At 67.9% G+C, this 18,470-nt stretch carries 14 protein-coding genes; 9 read left to right on the top strand and 5 right to left on the bottom strand.

Annotated features, from left to right (window positions below; genetic code table 11):
* Window positions 1-12 precede the first annotated feature (12 nt).
* The 6 genes from AC3A6F_RS19070 to mqo all read left to right on the top strand — a co-directional run bounded on the left by AC3A6F_RS19070 (window position 13) and on the right by mqo (window position 9,380).
* Window positions 13-1,434 carry a hypothetical protein gene (locus AC3A6F_RS19070; RefSeq protein WP_487683527.1) on the top strand — a complete coding sequence of 474 codons (1,422 nt, stop codon included), beginning with the start codon at window positions 13-15 and terminating at the stop codon, window positions 1,432-1,434.
* Window positions 1,427-2,236 (top strand): hypothetical protein, encoded by an 810-nt coding sequence (locus tag AC3A6F_RS19065; RefSeq protein WP_487683524.1) that lies wholly within the window; start codon window positions 1,427-1,429, stop codon window positions 2,234-2,236. The genes AC3A6F_RS19070 and AC3A6F_RS19065 overlap by 8 nt, the downstream gene beginning before the upstream one ends.
* Window positions 2,233-3,633, top strand: coding sequence for a radical SAM protein (locus AC3A6F_RS19060; RefSeq protein ID WP_487683521.1), 1,401 nt, complete (start codon window positions 2,233-2,235; stop codon window positions 3,631-3,633). The genes AC3A6F_RS19065 and AC3A6F_RS19060 overlap by 4 nt, the downstream gene beginning before the upstream one ends.
* Before the next feature lie 5 nt (window positions 3,634-3,638).
* Complete coding sequence (gene qhpG / locus AC3A6F_RS19055) at window positions 3,639-5,045, top strand: flavin-dependent monooxygenase QhpG (RefSeq protein ID WP_487684172.1); 1,407 nt, start codon at window positions 3,639-3,641, stop codon at window positions 5,043-5,045.
* 147 nt (window positions 5,046-5,192) lie between these two features.
* Window positions 5,193-7,289: a putative bifunctional diguanylate cyclase/phosphodiesterase gene (locus tag AC3A6F_RS19050; RefSeq protein ID WP_487683519.1), complete on the top strand. Its 2,097-nt coding sequence runs from the start codon at window positions 5,193-5,195 to the stop codon at window positions 7,287-7,289.
* Window positions 7,290-7,790: 501 nt separating this feature from the next.
* Complete coding sequence (gene mqo / locus AC3A6F_RS19045; RefSeq protein ID WP_487683516.1) at window positions 7,791-9,380, top strand: malate dehydrogenase (quinone); 1,590 nt, start codon at window positions 7,791-7,793, stop codon at window positions 9,378-9,380.
* A 171-nt stretch (window positions 9,381-9,551) separates the two neighbouring features.
* Here mqo and AC3A6F_RS19040 read toward each other — a convergent pair whose 3' ends face one another.
* From AC3A6F_RS19040 to tssK, 5 genes are all read right to left on the bottom strand, one after another.
* Window positions 9,552-10,289 (bottom strand): DNA-binding protein, encoded by a 738-nt coding sequence (locus AC3A6F_RS19040; protein WP_487683513.1) that lies wholly within the window; start codon window positions 10,287-10,289, stop codon window positions 9,552-9,554.
* Between the two features lie 126 nt (window positions 10,290-10,415).
* Window positions 10,416-11,915 carry a hypothetical protein gene (locus tag AC3A6F_RS19035; RefSeq protein WP_487683510.1) on the bottom strand — a complete coding sequence of 500 codons (1,500 nt, stop codon included), beginning with the start codon at window positions 11,913-11,915 and terminating at the stop codon, window positions 10,416-10,418.
* The gene (locus tag AC3A6F_RS19030) at window positions 11,912-13,150 is read right to left on the bottom strand and encodes a hypothetical protein (RefSeq protein ID WP_487683507.1); all 1,239 of its coding nucleotides are present in this window, start codon (window positions 13,148-13,150) and stop codon (window positions 11,912-11,914) included. Before AC3A6F_RS19030 ends, AC3A6F_RS19035 begins: the two co-directional genes overlap by 4 nt.
* Before the next feature lie 4 nt (window positions 13,151-13,154).
* Window positions 13,155-13,418, bottom strand: coding sequence for a PAAR domain-containing protein (locus AC3A6F_RS19025; protein WP_487683504.1), 264 nt, complete (start codon window positions 13,416-13,418; stop codon window positions 13,155-13,157).
* Window positions 13,419-13,448: 30 nt separating this feature from the next.
* On the bottom strand, window positions 13,449-14,801 hold the full coding sequence (gene tssK / locus AC3A6F_RS19020) for a type VI secretion system baseplate subunit TssK (RefSeq protein ID WP_487683501.1): 1,353 nt from the start codon (window positions 14,799-14,801) through the stop codon (window positions 13,449-13,451).
* 158 nt (window positions 14,802-14,959) lie between these two features.
* On the opposite strand from tssK, the gene tssE reads away from it, so the two are divergent.
* From tssE to tssG, 3 genes are read left to right on the top strand one after another with little or no spacing between them, the layout of a single operon-like run.
* Window positions 14,960-15,499 (top strand): type VI secretion system baseplate subunit TssE, encoded by a 540-nt coding sequence (tssE, locus tag AC3A6F_RS19015; protein ID WP_487683498.1) that lies wholly within the window; start codon window positions 14,960-14,962, stop codon window positions 15,497-15,499.
* 1 nt (window position 15,500) lies between these two features.
* The gene (gene tssF, locus AC3A6F_RS19010) at window positions 15,501-17,342 is read left to right on the top strand and encodes a type VI secretion system baseplate subunit TssF (protein WP_487683495.1); all 1,842 of its coding nucleotides are present in this window, start codon (window positions 15,501-15,503) and stop codon (window positions 17,340-17,342) included.
* Window positions 17,306-18,424 carry a type VI secretion system baseplate subunit TssG gene (tssG, locus tag AC3A6F_RS19005; protein WP_487683492.1) on the top strand — a complete coding sequence of 373 codons (1,119 nt, stop codon included), beginning with the start codon at window positions 17,306-17,308 and terminating at the stop codon, window positions 18,422-18,424. Before tssF ends, tssG begins: the two co-directional genes overlap by 37 nt.
* The last annotated feature ends 46 nt before the right edge of the window (window positions 18,425-18,470 follow it).

Genomic DNA, 18,470 nt, shown 5'->3' with positions numbered 1-18,470 from the left:
CGGGAGCCGCGCATGACCATCCGAGAACTACGCATCCTGCCGCCGCTGGCGATCGGCCGCCTCGGCGCATCCGCCACCCCGCTCGAGGCCTTCGACCTGCAGGTCGCGCCCGAGCGGCCGCTCGACTTTCGCATCATCGCGCCGCAGACCAGCTTCGAGATCGACGCCGGCAGTGGCGAAATCGTGCGCGCCTACAAGCCCGAACGAATCCGCTTTAAAGACGACGACGGATCGATCCGCCCGGTGGCGCCCTTCCTCGAAGTGTTCGCCATCACCAGCGAAGCGCCCGGCGCGCTGCAGCCGCTCACCCTCGAGTTGCTGGCGGCCGAAGGACTCACCGTCGACCAGCTGCACTGGGACGTCGAAGTGGCCAACATCAAGCTGTTCCGGCGCACCGGCGACGCGGGCGATCGCATCGTCGCCACCGCCACGCGGCTGCGCGACCACGCTCGCCACGCCTTGACGGGCAACTGCCCGAATTTCCTGGCCGGCCGCAGCCTGCCGCTCGGCAGCGTGCAGTTCATCCGTCCGAATGCCGCCTTCCCGCAGATCCGCCTGCGCTTCACGCCGGCCGCCGGCAAGGTGTATGGCGCGAGCCGCACCCGCCACGACCAGGCCACGGGACACGAGGTGCCCGATCCGATCATCGACGACGACGCCCTGGTGCTGTACGACACCGCCCGTGGCGGCTGGCGCGGCTACGCCGAAGGCAGCGGCCCGACGCTCACCAATCCGGCCCAGATCTTCGCCGGCTACAACGACGACAACAATCAGCGTATCAGCTGGGGCTACCTGGACGACGAATGCGACGGCCATGTGCGGGTCGTGCTGCGGCGCCAGGACGGCAGCGAACTGACGGCGCACGCCACGATCGGCGCCGGTCCGCCCGCCTTCGCGCCCGACACCTTGCCGATCCGGGTCGTGTCCGACGAGCTGGAACAGCTCCTGTACGGCCCCGAGGTGGACGGCGACGCGGTGTCGATCGACGAGGCCGAGGACATCGTGCGGCGCGCGCTCGAAACGATCCGCCTGATGAACACGGCGGTCATGAACGGCAACCCCATCAACGGGCGGCTGGACGTCGCCAGCACCATGGTGCGCCAGGATAACGGCGACTTCGGACGCTACTTCGCGCCGATCATGGCGCCGTCGCTGGTGGATAACCTGGCGCTGCGCGCACTGCACGAGCGCGTGTTCGGCAGCCTGGCCGGCGGTGGCGCGCCCTGGTTCGCCGAGGCCCTGCGCCAGCCCGAGGAAATCGGCGACCTGAGCGACGGCGCGCGGCGCAAGATGCCGGCGCTGATGCGCGGCGCCGACGGCCGCGCGCTGACGCTAACCCGGCGCCAGATCGACATGGTCGTCAAGGCCGCGGCGCAAGCCATGTTCGCCGACCGCGACGCGGTCGCAACCGACAGGAGAGAACACGATGAGTGACACGATCGCGCCGGCCAACCTGGCCGCTCAGCTACATTACCGCGGCGCCGGCAATCCCTATTCGGTGCTGCCGCGCAGCGCCATCTCCAACTGCTTCCCGGGCCTCGAGTTCGACTTTCGCAACGTCTGGCGGCGCGCCATCGAGGGCATCGTGCTGGTCGAGAACAACAACTACGTGGTGGCGGCGGAAGATCCGGCCTATGCCCACCTGGTGGGCCATCGCCTGCTGAGCATCGACGACTTGCCGACCATGGTCGAGACGCTGGGTCCGGTCGGCCCCAGCGGCGAGCCGCAGCGGCTGGACACCCCGAACAACCCGAACGCGGTGTCGTTCATGGAGTGGTCGAATTCCATCGCGCGCCTGGTCCACAAGCAGGGGCAGGAAGTCGTCTGCCGCTTCACCGGCACGCCGTCGCCGGCCGAGGTGCTGGCGCATGAAGCCCAGGACCAGCTGGAAGTGCGGATGAAGCTGCGCACCTTCTTCGAGGGCGACAGCGCGGCGTTTTCGCCCGCCCTGCTGCAGCCGGGCGAACTGACCCAGGGCCTGTGCGCGCCGTGGCAGAACGACTACCGCGAGTGCGCCTGCTATTACTGGGCCGCCAGCCGGCCCGACTACGTGAACGTGGAGCCGACCGCCAATGGCACCAGCCGCGGCGATATGTGGATGTCGCGCGAGCGCAGCGGCGAATACGTGCCGGACAATCGGACAGACTCGCGCCTGCTGTCCTACGACGACCTGTTCGCGGACTGGCAGCGCGCGCTGCGCTTCATCATCGGCGGCCGCGACGCCGACGTATCGTGAGTGCGGTCGATATCGAGGCGGACGTCGGCGCGGGCGCCCCGCATCTCGCCGAGCCCGCGCTGGCGCGCCTGCTGGCCGCGCGCAGCATGCGCGAATCGCGGCCGCGCAGCCCGCAGCTGCACCTGCTCGAGCACGAGGACGGGGCCCAGCTGCTGGTCGCCAACGGCAGCCGCCTGTATGCGCTCGGCGCGGCCCAGCGCGATGCGCTGCAGGCGGCGCTGGCGCGGGGCGACGAGGCGGCGCTCGCGCGCCAGCTGGCGGCCGCCGGCCTGCAGGCGCCGCCCGCGATCGACGACACGCCGCTGGCGCCGATGGCGCCGCACGCGCTGTCGCTGGCGATCGCCCAGAAGTGCAATCTCGGTTGCACCTACTGCTATGCCCAGCAGGGCAGCTTCGGCGGCGCCGCCACCGCCATGACGCAGGACGTCGCCACGCTGGCGGTGGATCGCCTGCTGGACGGGGCGGCGCCGGGCGCGCGGGTGAATCTCGCCTTCATGGGCGGCGAGCCGCTCAGCAACCGCCCGGTGCTGCGCGCCACCACCACCTATGCGGCTGCCAGGGCCGCCCAGCGCGGCGTCGCCATCGGCTTTTCGGTCACCACCAACGGCACCCTGCTGCGCCCCGACGATGCCGACTTCTTCGAACAGCACGGCTTTGCCGTCACCGTCAGCCTGGATGGCCTGCCGGCCCAGCACGACCGGCTGCGCCCGTTCAAGAACGGCAAGGGGTCGTTCGAGCGCGTGATGGCCGGCGTGGCGCCACTGCTGGCGCGCCAGCGCCGCATGCAGGTGTCGGCGCGGGTCACGGTCACCCCGTTCAACCTCGACCTGGCCGCGAGCCTGGACGCCTTCATCGGCATGGGTTTCCATAGCGTCGGCTTTTCTCCGCTGCTGCGCGCGCCGAATGGCGAGGACGAGCTGGGTCCGGAACGCCTGGAGCAGATGCTCGAAGCGATGATCGCCTGCGGCCTGGCCTTCGAGCGCCACGTGCTGCGCGGCGAACGCTATCCCTTCCTGAACATGGTCACCGCCCTGCGCGAGCTGCAGCGCGGCACCCACCGCCCCTATCCCTGCGGCGCCGGCGCCGGGTATTTCGGCGTGGCGGCCGACGGCGCGATATCGGCCTGCCACCGCTTCGTGGGCGACCCCGATGGCCAGTTCGGCACGCTGGCGGACGGTATCGACCGCGGGCGCCAGGCGATCTGGCTGGCCCAGCGCCACGTCCACACGCAGCAGCCTTGCGGCGGTTGCTGGGCGCGCTATCTGTGCGGCGGCGGCTGTCACCATGAGGTGCTGGCGCGCGGCCGCCAGGCCTGCGACTACATCCGCGGCTGGCTGCATTACACGATCGGGGCCCACGGGCGGCTGGGCCGCCTTGCGCCCGGCGCCTTCGATTGACGATCGTGGACGGCAGCGTGGATGCGCAGGCGATCGAGACGGATGCGCTGGTGCTGGGCGCCGGCCCGGCCGGCTGCTGCTCCGCCCTGCGCCTGCTGCAGCTGGGCCACCGCGTCACGCTGCTCGAACGGGCGCCGCCGCCGCGCCCGCATGTGGGCGAATCGCTGACCCCGGGCATCGCCAATATCGTCGCGCTGCTCGGTGTCGGCCCCCAGGTCGAGGCATTGGCGCACGCGCGCGCGCCGGCCTTCATCGCCTGGGAAAGCGAGCGGCCCGAGGTGCGCGATGCCGCCCACGGCAACGCCATGGTCGACCGCGCGGACTTCGACCGCCTGTTGTTCGAGACTGTTTCCGCGCGCGGCGGCCGCTGCCTGGCGCCGGCGCAGTTGGAACGCCTCGAACGGCTGGATGGAGCGCCCGGCGCCTGGCGGGCAAGCGTGGCGGCGCCGCACGGGACCACGATCGTGCGGGCGCGCCTGGTGGTCGATGCGCGCGGGCGCCAGGGCGGCGCGCGCAGCGCCACCGCGCCGGCCATGCTGGCGCTTTGGAGCGACCTCGAAGACGGGCCGCGCGCCAACCTGGTGGAAGCGCGTCCCGATGGCTGGCTATGGGGCGCACGCCGGCCCGACGGACGCTTCCGGGTGATGGCGTTCACCGATCCGCGCGCGGTGCGCGCCTTGGGGCCGGCGCACTGGCTGCATGCGCAACTGGCGTCCAGCCGCCTGTTCGCGGCCGCCGCCCGCGTGCTGCGTCCAGAGGCGGTGTGCGCCTGCGCCGCGACGCCGGGGCAGGACGCGGCGAGCTGGCAGCCGGGTTTCATCAAGACCGGCGATGCGGCGTTCTCGATCGATCCGCTGTCGTCCAGCGGCGTCGAGAAGGCGATGCGCTTCGCCCTGCAGAGCGCGGTGGCCGCCCATACCGTGCTGGATGACGCCAATGCCGAAAGCCTGGCCCGGCGCTTTCATGACGAGCGCCTGGCCGAGGCGGTGTCGATGCACGCGGCCTGGGCACGGCGTTATTACGCGCTGGCCTGGCCCGACGACGGTCATGCGTTCTGGCGCGTGCGGCGTGCGCCTTCCGGGCACGCGCCCGAACGCGAGACTGAGCCCCCATTGGCCGCCGTCAGCGCGCTGCCGCCGGGCCGGATCCGCCTGTGCGAACAACTCGCCATCGTCGACCATCCCTGCGTGGTGGACGACCGGGTCCAGTTGCGGCGCGCCCTCGTCCATCCCAGCCTGGCGCGGCCGGTGGCCTTTCTTGACGGCGCCGAAGTTGCGCCGCTGCTCGACGTGTTGCGCGCCACGCCCTGGCTAAGCAGCGCCATGGCGATCTGGTCGGCCACGATGCCGCCCGCGACAGCGGCGCGCATCGCAGGCTGGCTGTGCGCGCATCGCCTGGTGCACGAAACCTGAGCCGTTCTGTGTTGCTCGCGCACCCTGGATAGTTCTTTAAAGAACTAAATCCTGTATAGTCAGGCTTCCTGATTGACCGCCTTCGCGTCCACGTCACCAGGGGCGCCGCACCGCGCCTGCCCGGTGCTCCGATTTCATCGTCACGCCATGCACACCGAGAACCCCGACCTGATGTACCGCCTGCTCGTCCAGGGGGTGGTCGACTACGCCATCTACATGCTCACGCCCGCCGGCGTCGTCTCCAGCTGGAACGCCGGCGCCCAACGCGCCAAGGGCTATAGCGCCGGCGAGATCGTCGGCCGCCACTATGCCTGCTTCTACGGCGCCGAGGACCGCGACGCCGGCCTGCCCGACATCAACCTCGAGATCGCCACCCGCACCGGCCGCTTCGAAGACCAGGGCTGGCGCGTGCGCAAGGATGGCAGCGCGTTCTGGGCCCACGTCGTGATCGACGCCATCCGCGGCGACGACGGCGCCCTGGTCGGCTTTGCCAAGATCACGCGCGACATCACCGAACGCCACCAGCAGCAGCGCAAGCTGGTCGAGGCCAAGGAGCTGGCCGAAGCCTATAGCCGCCAGATGGCGTCGCTGTCGGACTTCCTCGATTCGGTGATCGCCAACATCCCGGCCAGCGTGCTGGTGCTGGACGTCGCATCGCGCACCATCCTGCTGGCCAACCAGCAGGCGCAGCGCCTGTTCGCCCAGGCCTATGTCGACCTGAAGGGCCTGCCCGTCGGCGATTGCCTGAGCCCGAGCGTGGCCGACTACGTCGAGCGCCAGACGGCGCATGCGGCGCCCACCAGGGTCGGGCTGGACGACGCCGTGCTGGTGGAGACCTCGGTCGGCCCGCGCAGCCTGCGTAGCCGCACGGTGCCGGGCAAGCAGCCCAATGGCGAGGGCGATTACGTCCTGATCATCACCGAGGACGTGACCGACGAACTGGCCGCCTATGCGCAAATCCACCACATGGCGCAGCACGACGGCCTGACCAATCTGCCCAACCGCAACCTGTTCAACGAACGCCTCAACAATGCGCTCGCGTCCAGCGCGGAGGATGGCTCCGGCGTGGGCATCCTGTGCCTCGACCTGGACAATTTTAAGAACATCAACGACGCCTACGGCCATGGCTTTGGCGACAAGATCCTGCTGATGCTGGCCAGCCGCCTGCGCAAATGCCTGCGCGACCAGGACACGCTGGCGCGCCTGGGCGGCGACGAATTCGCCGTGGTCCTGCCGCGCATCAAGCGCCTGGAAGAAGCGCAGCAGGCCGCGCAGCGCCTGATCGAGGCGGTGGCGCCGGCGTTCTCGATCGACGGCCACAGCTTCGCGGTCGGCATCAGCGTCGGCATCGCGCTGTCCACGCCCGCCGGCAACACGGCCGAGCAATTGCTGCAGTACTCAGACATGGCCTTGTATGAAGCCAAGCGCAACGGCCGCAACCGCCATGAGGTGTTCCGGCCCGAGATGGAGGCGGCGGCGCGGGTGCGGCGCCAGATCGAGATCGACCTGCGCCGCGCGCTGCACCGCGGCGAGCTGCAGATGCACTACCAGCCGATCGTCGAGAAGGCGGGCAACCGCATCTCGGGCTATGAGGCGTTGATGCGCTGGCACCACCCGGAACGCGGTCCGATCGCACCGATCGACTTCATTCCGATCGCCGAAGAAACCGGCCTGATCCACGAACTCGGCGCCCGCGCGCTCAACCTCGCTTGCCAGGAAGCGGCGACCTGGACCAATGGCGAAACGATCGCCGTCAACCTGTCGCCGATCCAGTTCAAGAGCAGCGAACTGGTCAGCATGGTGGCGCTGGCGCTGGCCGATTCGGGCCTCGCGGCCGAGCGGCTGGAACTGGAGATCACCGAGTCGGTGTTGCTCGACAATAGCGACGGCAATATCCGCACCCTGAAGGCCTTGAAGAAGCTGGGCGTGCGCATTTCGCTCGACGACTTCGGCACCGGCTATTCCTCGCTGAGCTATCTGCGCTCCTTCCCCTTCGACAAGATCAAGATCGACAAGTCCTTCGTGCAAGAGATCGGACAGAGCCGGGAAGCGATGGCGATCATCCGCGCCATCACCGGCCTCTCGAGCAGCCTGCTGATCGAGACGACGGCCGAGGGCGTGGAGACCGAGGAGCAATTGCGGCGCCTGATGGAAGAAGGTTGCTCGCACTTCCAGGGCTATCTGTTCGGGCGTCCGGAAGCGGCCGAGAACCGGATGCAGCGGCTCGACTGGCCGGTGGTCTGACTGGACGGCGCGGGCCGGTTGCGCTCGTCGTCACGCCATGCCGGCGCCACATGATGCCGTTCCGCCAAGGCGAACTCGGTACTACTACTGAGTTCGCCACAGGTCGAATACTGAGACGGCCACGTTTACCGACAGTGGTCCGCGCAAGCCTGATTTGTTTGGGCTATACTCCGCTCAGTCCTCTATAGGACTTCCCGCTCAATGGACGCCAGGGATATCGACTGGCCTGCCTGACAATCCATGTCAGCGCGTCATATCCGTGTTGCCTGCAAGGCCGGTTTGACTGTCATCCAGTTCACCGTTGCCTCGCCTTCGCTATGCGTCGGTTGCCGAGTTTTGTTGCTGTTCTCCAGGATCGCGACAGGTCCCGACAACCCGTTCCTTATCGGTGCATCGATACCGCCAGCAGGCGGTGTGGAAACGTTCCTTTACCGAGCCGTTGAACTTTTTAAATCTGATTGCATGCCAGGCCATCGCAAACATTTTTCAGGTGATACTCGTATGCGTACCTCGCTTCTAGTTGTCCTTTCTTGCTTTATCGTTGCATCTTGCAGCAAAGCGCCCGCTCCTTCCAATGACAAGCCGGTCGATGTCGTCCTGATCGGCGCCGGCGTCATGAGCGCCACCCTCGGCACCATGCTCAAGGAACTCGATCCCGAACTGACGATCGAGATGTTCGAGCGCATGGATTCGGTCTCGGCCGAAAGCTCCGACGCGATGAACAATGCCGGCACCGGTCACTCCGGTTTCGCCGAGCTGAACTACACGCCCGAAATGCCGGACGGCACCATCGAGACCAAGAAGGCCGTCGACATCAACGAACAGTTCGAGATCTCGAAGCAGTTCTGGGCCTACCAGGTCAAGAAGGAATACCTGGGCGCGCCAAACACCTTCATCAACAATGTGCCGCACATGGCCTTTGTCTGGGGTGACGACAACATCAACTACCTGCGCAAGCGCTACGCCGCGCTGCAAAAGGAAAACCTGTTCAAGGGCATGCTGTACACCGAAGACCACGAGACGATCCGCAAGTGGGCGCCGCTGGTCATGAATGGCCGTGACGCGAACCAGAAAGTGGCCGCGACCCGCATGGACATCGGTACCGACGTCAACTACGGCACCCTGACCCGCAGCATGGTCAAGCACCTGACCGGCACCCATGGCATGACCCTGAACCTGCGCAGCCAGGTCGAAGACATCAAGCGTGGCAAGGATGGCCTGTGGAACGTGACCGTCAAGAACCTGGCGGACAACCAGCTCAAGACCGTGAGCGCGAAGTTCGTGTTCATCGGCGCCGGCGGCGGCGCGCTGCCGCTGCTGGAAAAGACCGGCATTCCTGAAGCCAAGGGCTACGGCGGCGTCCCGGTCGGCGGCCAATGGCTGGTGACCACCAACCAGGCGCTGATCGAAGCGCACCACGCCAAGGTGTACGGCAAGGCTTCGGTCGGTTCGCCGCCGATGTCGGTGCCTCACCTCGACACCCGCATCATCGACGGCAAGAAAGCCCTGCTGTTCGGACCGTTCGCGACCTTCTCGACCAAGTTCCTCAAGAACGGTTCGTGGGTCGACCTGCCGGCCTCGATCGGCACCGGTAACGTGCGTCCGATGGTGCAGGCTGGCATCGACAACATCCCGCTGACCAAGTACTTGGTCGAGCAGGTGATGAACTCGCAGGAAGACCGCGTGGCCACCCTGCGTGAGTACCTGCCGGAAGCCAAGCTGGAAGACTGGGAACTGGTCAACGCCGGCCAGCGCGTCCAGATCGTCAAGGACGACCCGAAGAAAGGTGGCCTGCTGCAGTTCGGCACCGAAGTCGTTTCCTCGGCTGATGGTTCCGTGACCGCCCTGCTGGGCGCCTCGCCCGGCGCTTCGACCGCCGCGCCGATCATGCTCAAGGTGCTCAAGGCATCGGCCTTCCGCGACAAGCTGGAAACGCCTGCATGGCAAGCGAAGATGCACGAAATGATTCCTTCGTACGGCCGTCACCTGAACGACGACCCGGCCTTCGCCAACCAGATCCGCCAGCAGAGCAGCGCTGCGCTGGGCCTGAAGGCGATTACGCTGGATGTGCCGGCGGCAACGCAGGAGTAATGGTGTAGGCAGCGATTGAGTTTTCGCTGCAGTAAACACGTCGTTACTGCCACTGGCAGTAACGACTCCCCGCGAAGGCGGGGACCCAAGTTCTGCAAGCATTTCGACAGCTCTTGCAAACTTGGGTCCCCGCCTTCGCGGGGACGACTTTTTTATGCCAACTGGTTTTTCTTATTTGCGTGCGCGCAGGGTCTCGAGTTCAGCGCGCAGATTGCTGCGTTCGGTGCGCGAGTTGTCGAGCGTGGTGCGCAATTCCTTGACCTCGGCCGCCAGGTTGTCGCGTTCGGTCGTGACGCCAATCAGCTCCATCTGTGCGCGCAGGCGCGCATCCGATTCGCCCGCGGTGGCCGCCACATTGCGCTCGAGCTGCTGGCGCAGGTCGGCCAGCTGGGCATCCTTGCCGTCGATCGCCAGTTGATCCTTGGCCTTGCCGACCAGCGCGTCGGCCGCGATCTGGCGCGCATTGCGCAGCTCGGCCGTCAGGCGCTCGATCTCTTCGTTACGCTCGTCCGCGATCAGCTGGGCCTGCTCGCGCGCGACCCGCGCATCGCTCAGTTCGGCGTTCAGGCCGTCGCGTTCGGATTCGAGTTCATTACCCGCCTCGAGCAGCGCATCCATATCGCTTTCGGCGCGTGCCAGCGCATCGCGCATGCCGGCGCCGGCATCCTGCGCATACTGCTGGGCCCAGCGGCCCAGTTCGGCCAGCAGCTCGGGCGGCATCTCGGCCCTGGGCGTCTCGACCGGTTTCGCATGGCTGGCGCGCCAGGTGGCCAGGTGCTGGTGGATGGTCTTGGTCGAGCCAGCGCCGATCAGGCCGCGCACCGCCTCGATCGTGACTTGCCGCTTGTCGTTCTGGAGCGTGTCGGCCGCCTCGATGACGTCGCCGAGCGTCACGTCCAGGTGTGCCATATCCGTTTTCATACCGCGTGAGGATGTTCGTTGTAGGGCTGTCCATCATACGCTAGACGGTGGTTTAGTTGCTCGAAAGCATCGCACGATGCGGCCGAGTGTCGCGGATTTGCCGCTATCCGAGGCCTAGGCCGGATTTGTAGATGTCATGGTGGCAAAATTCTCGTCAAGCCAGGCGCCCAGTGTCTCGTTTCCCGGGCCGTCGAGATGCGGCAGCATCGCCGCGTACCAGGCACGCCCGTCCTCCTGGCCCAGCACGGCGCGGACGATGGGCAGGCTGTTCTGCAGGAAGGTGCCGAACAGCGGCACCCGGCGCACGAACAGCAAGGTCGCGTCAAGGCAGCCCAGGCCCGTGTAGAGCGCGCGTATCTGCTCGAGATACGGCATCGCCCGCGCCGCCTGGCCGGACTGGGTCAGGGCCGAGATGAAGCTGGTCACGATCTGCGGGTCCGGCATCTCGCGCGACGTGGCATTGCGTTCGCGCGCCCAGGCGATCCATTCTTCGCCGCGCGCAGTGTCGCCCGTCATGGCGCAGCAGCATCCGGTTTGCATGGCATTGAAGGCGCTCGGCTCTTCGTCGCACAAGGCATCCCAGTAGCGCTGCGATTCGGTCCAGCGCTCCAGGCGCGCGCTGGCCATCCCGCACAGGCGGATCGCATCGATGCGCAAGCCGTCCCGGGCGGCCGCGACATGGGGCATGGCGCCGGCCAGCGCTTCCTCCAGGCGGCCGGCGCCGAGATGGTCGATGGCGTCGACCAGTTCCGGCGGGTCGGCCGGCGCCTGTCCGGTTTCCATCGCGGCCGGTGCGCTGCATTCTTCAACGATCCGTTCGGCATCCATGCCCGGCAGGCGCAGGTAGGCGATGACCGGTCGCGTGGTCTTCTTGTCCTTTTTTTCCCCACGTTCGACCTGCACATTGTCGATCGAGACGAACGGGTCGCCTTCGGTGCGGTACAGCGTCACCGCGCTGTAGCGTGCGGCGTCCGCCTCGACGCCGGCGCCGAGGATCGAAAACAGTTCACCGGGCTCGGTCTCAAACCGGTGCACGGCGACGTCGGGTTCGTCGATCCAGGCGAATCTGCGCGGCAGCTCGAACGGCGTCGCCCAGCCGCCGGTCAGCTCGCAGAACGGTTCTTCGGCCGCGCCGCGCGCCAGCGAGCGGGGCAAGGTGGCCAACAGGATGAATTCGACGATCCAGCTGGCGACGAGCGCGCTGCCCTCGATCCGCATTCCCGCGACGTGGCGCACTTCGTTCTCGGCCAGCAGCATCCCGAAGCGCCACATGTCCAGGGGAGCCGCGAGCAGCGACGCGAAGCTGCCGGCGTCGGCGATGGCAAGCCAGGCGGCCCAGTGGGCGTACCAGCCCGCGACGCCGATCGCCAGGCCCAATCGGCCCATCCATATGGGGTGGCGCGCCTTCGCCTGGCGCGCCACCTGGCGCGCGGACACGCCCATGACGACCGCGAAGACGCCCATGGCGAACCAGTTGAGCAGGACGAGCGGCGAGTGGATCGTCAGCCAGGCATACAGCCAGGCCGGGATCACGACCAACAGCGCGCAGGCGGCCGTCGCGACGATCGCCTGCGCCGGCAGGCGGCCCGACGGCACGTAATAGGCTGAGCTCATGGCGTGTCCTCCGGCTTGGGTGCGGGGCGGACCAGGGCCAGCGCCCGCAAGTCAGGCGTAGCGTTGCCCACGCAGAGCAGCGGCGCATCGTGTTCGAGCGCGGCATGCGCGGCCAGCGCCAGCGCGGCGACGAAGGGCACGGCGCCGCATGCGCCGCAGGCCGGGCCGAGGCGGACGATGTCGCTGGCGTTGTCGAGGTGCGGCGTGGTGGCGCCGCCGAACTCCATCAGTTCGAGCGTGTGGCGCGTGTCGGCGCCGGTGTCGGCCACGACCATCGCGATGGCGGCCGGTGCGATCGCCGTGCCCTGCAGCAGGCGCCCGGCGAGCGTGTTCAGGCGCTGTGCCGACAGGCGTTTGAGGCTGGTGGATGCGGGATCGCAGGCGTCGGCTTCCAGGCTGACGTGCGCGATGCCGGCCCCGTCCGCGGCCGGCGCCAGCAGCAGACCGGCCGCGCCTTCGCCGGGGATACGGCCGCGTGGGTGAAAGGAGGTGAACAGCGTGCCGTTGGCCGACCAGTGGTCGACCGTCTCCTGGCCGACGTGGGAGCAGAAGGCGAGCAGGATCGTCGCGGCGGGTGTCGACGCTCTTTCCGCTTGCTGCCCAAGCCTAGCAATGAACGGCGCCGGGGCTGCCAGCTCGGTCACGTCGATGCGGGCTGCGGGCCAGCCAGCCTGCGCCAGCACCTGCCTGCACCACATCGACGCCGCCTGGCGCTGTTCCATCTGCCAGTCATCCGGCAGCGCCAGGGCCAGTTGCAGCATGAAAGGCGTGCCTTCGTCTGGCACCGGCAGCCCTGTCGCGCGGTCGGCCAGCTCGCGCAGCACCGCCGTGCCAAGGACGAGTGCGCGCCACATCTCGTCGCTGAAACGCGGCGCCGGCGTGGCGTAGCTGTCCAGCCAGTCGGCTATCTCTTCACGCACCGCTGCATCCCCGGCCTGTTCGCAGCGTGCGCTCATGACCGGTAAGCCGTCGTCGTCGACCAGTTCGCGGTCAAGGTCGGCATCGACCTTGTTGGCGGCAAGCGCGGCGCCCAGTTCGTCGGCGGAGGCGCCGTGCGGCGTGCGCAGCGCGCCGGCGAGGATGGACAAGGTCGGGCAAGGTCGTTTCTGGACGGCATCCTGCTGCACTGCCTGCGCGGCGGCGGCCTGCGCGACAGGCTGGCGCGCGAGCAGCCTGCCGCCGATGCGGGTGAACCATCCTGGGGACGGCGCTGCCGTGGTCGTGGTGGTTGACATGGGCTCAGACCTGGTCGATGGTGGTTTGCTGGCCGGCGATCAACGTCGCGCCGCAGGCGGTCTTGTCGCCATGCCGCGCCGCCGCCTTGCCGTCGACGATCAGGGTCGCATCGCCTTCGACGATCGGCCCGGGGCCGTGCTTGGGGCAGCTCGTCCTGTCGCCCATGCGGGCGATGCCGACGCCGTCGATATCGCTGTTGGGCGAGGCTTCCGGCACGACGCCGCCGTGCGAGGTCTTGTCGCCGAGTCTGATCAGTGCTCCTGCCATGCTTGTTCTCCCTTTTATTCACGACATCGCTCAGGACATCACCGCCAGCAGCTCGAGCCTGAGCTCCTTCATGCCGGCCGGGACGTAGATCGAGATCGACTGCGTCTTGAGCATGCGCTCGTACATCGGCCCCTTCGCCTCGAGGATGAAGTAACAGGTATCGGGCCGTACGGGGATCGCCGCCGGCGGTTGCGGCGTGTACTGCAGGCGCACGCCGGGCATGGCCGAGAGCACGAATTTCTCGACGTCGTCCGGTGCGCCGACCTTGAAGCGCAGCGGCGCCACGTCGACCAGTTCCACCGCCGGGATGTCGGCCGAGACGGCGATGTAGAAGGTGGTGTCGTCGTCGATCTTGCCCGAGTCGAGCATGCCGATGTGGTAGCAGGGCCGCACCTCGTTGAGGGCGATGCCGAAGTACTTGGCCGAGATGACCGTGTCGAGCAGCTCGCGGATGATCTGGTGCAGCTTGGCGAAGGCGGGACCGGGATCGTGGTGCTGGTAGGAAGGCAGGTCGGACAGCGTCCAGTTCTTGGAAAAGGTCATCAGGCCGCCGGCCACGTCCAGCAGCGCCTCGAACACGCGTTCGGGATGCAGCGCCGGCTGGTTGAAGTGGTGCGACAGCGTCGCGTAGGCCGAACTGGCCGTGTGCAGCAGCCAGAACGACGACATGTCGCCCGAGCGGAATTCGATCACGTTGCGGGTCGGCTCGCGGTGGTGGCCGTACAGCGCGCCGACCTTGGCCTGCAGCGCGTCGAGCAGGCGGCGCAGCTGCTGGAACAGGGCCGGGGCGGCGCCCAGCGACATCGACGGCGGCACCAGCGCCGGATCGAGCTCGAAGCCGCCGGTGGCGCTTCTTCGCACGCGCAGCAGGGGAAAGTGGATGTAGGCGTCGCGCGGCTCGAATTCGGACACCAGGCGCAGCGCGCGCTTCAGGTAGGCCAGCTGCACCGGCGCCGCCTGCGTGTAGAGGTCGGGCGTCTCCTCGTTGGCCTGGATGAAGCGTGTCGTGCCGGCGGACTGCGTGGCGACTTGCCCCGGCTGGACGAAGTTGGCGTTGAAGGGCTTCAGTCCCGGCAGCGCCGCGTAATACGTCACGGCCTGCACCGACTGCTGCAGGCCGCTCAGGTCGACGGTGCCGGGCAGCTCGTCGAGGCCGGGCGCCTCATACAGCTCGCCGTCCTGGAAGCGCAGCGATAGTCCCAGCACGCGCAGCATGCCGCTGGCCAGGGCTTCGCGGTCGATCTCGAGCCCGTCGACCCCCCATGCATACGGATGCGCCGCCTTGACGCCCTTGTACAGGCAATGCTCGTGATAGGCGTCCTGGCGCTGGAAGTGCTGCGGGCGCAGCAGCAGACCTTCGCCCCAGAGAACTTTGCTGGTCATGGCTGTCGTTCCTTCACCTTGTTCTGTGCGAAAGGAAACGATAACGACGAGATGCTGTTGCGCATGTGAACTTGATCAAAGGTTGGCGCTGAACATCGTGGCAACATGCGATTGGTTTTCAGTTCGCAACACCAGCGTGTGCCAACGAGGGGGGATCGATGAAAGGATTCACGCCGGACCTGTTCGACCGCCTGCTCGGCCAGCCGCTGCGCAATGGCGTGGTGGTCGCGCGCCTGAACGTCGAGGAACTGAAGGATGCGGTGGCGCGCGACCTCGAAGCGCTGCTCAACACGCGCTCGACCATCCAGGACGGCGCGCTGGTCGGTTTTGCCGAATGCGGCCAGTCGATGGTCGGCTATGGGCTGTGCGATTTCGCCGACCGTTCGCTGTCCAGTCCCACTGACCGCGCCCACATCTGCACCTGCATCGAAAAGACCATCGCGCGCCATGAGCCGCGGCTGCAGAACGTGAAGGCGCTGCTCGAGATGCAGGGCGATGGCGGCGCGCCCTCGGTCAATCGCCTGAGTTTCTCGATCACGGCGGTGCTGGTGGGGAGCATGTCGCAGGAGCCGGTCAATTTCGACGCCGTGCTGCAGCCGTCCACGCTCCAGTACAGCATCCGCAAGGCCGGCCGCGCGGGCGCGGGCAATGCCGCCGGCGCGGCATCATCGGCATCATCCACGGCGGCGGGAGCCTGAGTTGGACCAGCTGCTTCCCTATTATGAAAGCGAACTGGCCTACCTGCGGCGCAACCTGCGCGAATTCGCCGAGCGCTATCCGCGCATCGCCGGCCGCTTGTTGATCAGCGGCGAGGTATGCGAAGACCCGCATACCGAACGCATGATCGAGTCGTTCGCCTTCCTGAACGCCCGCATCGCCAAGCGCCTGGACGACGACTATCCCGAGTTCACCGAGGCGCTGTTCGACGTGCTGTATCCGCACTACCTGCGGCCCTTTCCATCGTGCTCCATCGCGCACCTGGATGTCGCCGCCGCGGCCAGGCAGCAGACCACGGTCAACACCATCCCGCGCGGCACCAAGCTGACCACGCGCCCGGTGCGCGGCGTGGCTTGCATCTTCCGCACCGTGTACCCGGTCGCGATGGCGCCGCTGGTCCTGAACCGTGCGGTGTTCTCGCCGATCATTCACGCGCCGGATGCGGTGCGCCTGCCGCCCGGCGCCAGCGCGAGCATCAGCCTGTCCCTGAACGTCGTCTGCGATGGGGGCGGCCTCGAGGCGATCGACCTGCCGGCGCTGCGCCTGTTCCTCGATGGCGAACCCTCGTTCTGCGCGGCCCTGCGCGACGCGCTGCTGGCGCGCACGGTCGCGGCCTACGTGCAGCCCGAGGGCGGCCACTGGATCGCCCTGCCAGCGCTGCCGGTGCGCGCCGCCGGCTTCGTCGAGGACGACGCCCTGATCGACTTCCCGGCCCGCTCCCACACCGCCTACCGCCTGCTGACCGAATATTTCTGCTTTCCCGAGAAGTTCAACTTCGTCGACCTCGACCTGGCGCTGCTGGCGCGCAGCCTGCCCGCGGGCACGCGCCGCCTTACCGTGCACCTGGCCCTGAACGGGATCCGCAGCGACGCGAACCTGGCGCGCATGCTGTCCACCCTGTCGACCAACAACCTGGTGGCGGGCTGCACGCCGGTGATCAACCTGTTCGCCCAGCGCGGCGAACCGATCCGCCTGACCCATGCCACGGCCAGCTATCCGGTGCTGGCCGATGCGCGCCGCGCCTATGCCTACGAGGTCAATGCGATCGACGAAGTCAACCTGGTGCGCCAGACGCCGCAGGGCGAGACCGTGGTGCGGTTCCAGCCCTTCTATTCGCTCAAGCATGCGCAGACGCCCGAGCAGAACGGGCATTACTGGGCCATGCGCCGCGACGACACGATGGCCGAGCGCAGCCCGGGTTTCGAGACCCAGATCTCGATCGTCGACATCGACTTCGACCCGGCCGACGTCGAGACCACGACCCTGAACCTGGAGCTGACCTGCACCAACCGCGACCTGCCGCAGCTGCTCAGCTACGGCCAGCCGGGCGGCGACCTGTTCCTCGAAGGCGGATCGGGCGTGCGCGAGATTGCCTTCCTGCGCAAACCCAGCCCCACCTGGCGCTTCTCGCGCGGACGCAGCGCGCACTGGCGCCTGATCTCGCTGCTCTCGCTCAACCACCTGTCGCTGGCAGACGGCGGCGTCGACGCCTTCCGCGAGATGCTGGCCCTGCACGACTTGCCACGCTCGGCGGCGTCGACGCGCCAGGTCGGCGGCGTCAATGCGATCGCCTATACGCCCACCAGCGCCTGGCTGTCCGGGAACCCCTTCAACTGCCTGGTGCGCGGGGTCGAAGTGCGCATCGCGATCGATGAAGAGGCGTTCGTGGGGAGCGGCATCCATGCCTTCGCCCACATCGTCGAGCGCTTCCTGGCGCTGTACGTGCACGCCAACAGCTTCACCCAGCTGGTGATCGTGTCCCACCAATCCGGAGAGGAGCTGCTGCGATGCGGGCCGAGAAGCGGAGAACTGAGTCTCCTGTAATCGAACGCCTGCTGCGCGAGCCGTGGCGCTTCGAGTTCTTCCAGGCGGTGCGCGTGCTCGAGCTGTGGCTCAAGCGCCGCGGGCGGGGGCCGCATGGCCTGGTGGCGGACATGCTGCGGTTCCGGAACACCCTCTCCCTGGGTTTCCCGGCCAGCCAGATCGAAGCCATCGAGCCCGAGCTGCGCGACCTCGAGGTCGGCATGCCCTTCGAGCTGCCGATCGACGCCGCCGCGCTGGGCGAGGCGGTGCGCGAAGGAACCTTGCGCCATGTGCACCTGACTCCCGCCTTCATGGGCCTGCTGGGCGGGCATGGCGTGCTGCCGGCCCACTACACCGAGCGCATCGCCGAACACGGGGCGCGCCACAAGAACGAAGACGAGGACGACGGCCCGCGCGCCTTCCTGGACGCGTTCTCGAACCGCTCGCTGGCGCTGTTCTACGGCGCCTGGCGCAAGTACCGCTTGCCGTTCAAGTACCAGCTGAACGGCCAGGATGCCTTCCTGCCCCTGCTCCTGTCCCTGGCCGGCCTGGGCGACGCCGCGCTGCGCCGGCGCCTGGCCGGCGAAGCCGACGGCGCCGTGCTGGACGAATCGATCGGGTATTTCGCGGCCGCGATCCGGCATCAATCGGTGTCCGCCGTGCAGCTGGCGCGGGTGCTGTCGGAATACTTCGGCGAGCAGGTCGAGGCCGAGCAGTTCATCGGTTCCTGGTACGACGTGCCGCCGGCGCAGCAGACCACGCTGGGCCAGGACAGCGCCGTCCTCGGCACGCGCGCGATCGCCGGCGCGCGCGTCTGGCAGCGCAGCTTGCGCCTGCGCCTGGTGGTGGGGCCGCTGGGGCATGCCGGCTTCCAGGGCTTCCTGCCGGGCGGCCTGGCGGCGCGGGCCCTCGGGAGCGTGCTGGCGCTGTTCACGGGCGTCGCGCTCGAATACGAAGTCGAGGTGGTCCTGCGCGCCGCCGACGTCCACAACACCACGCTGGACGACCTGCATCCCGGCCGCCTCGGCTGGGACGCCTTCCTGGTGCTGGACGCCCCGCCGGGCGACCGCCACGACGTGCGCTATGAGCTGAACGCGGCCTGAACACCCAGGCCGGTCGGGCATCCCGCTCCCCTTGAGCTCCTGTCGA

This window comes from Massilia sp. Soil_C_3, from assembly GCF_057657035.1.
The sequence above is the reverse complement of the archived record's forward strand: the minus strand, read 5'-3'. Positions and strand labels throughout refer to the sequence as shown.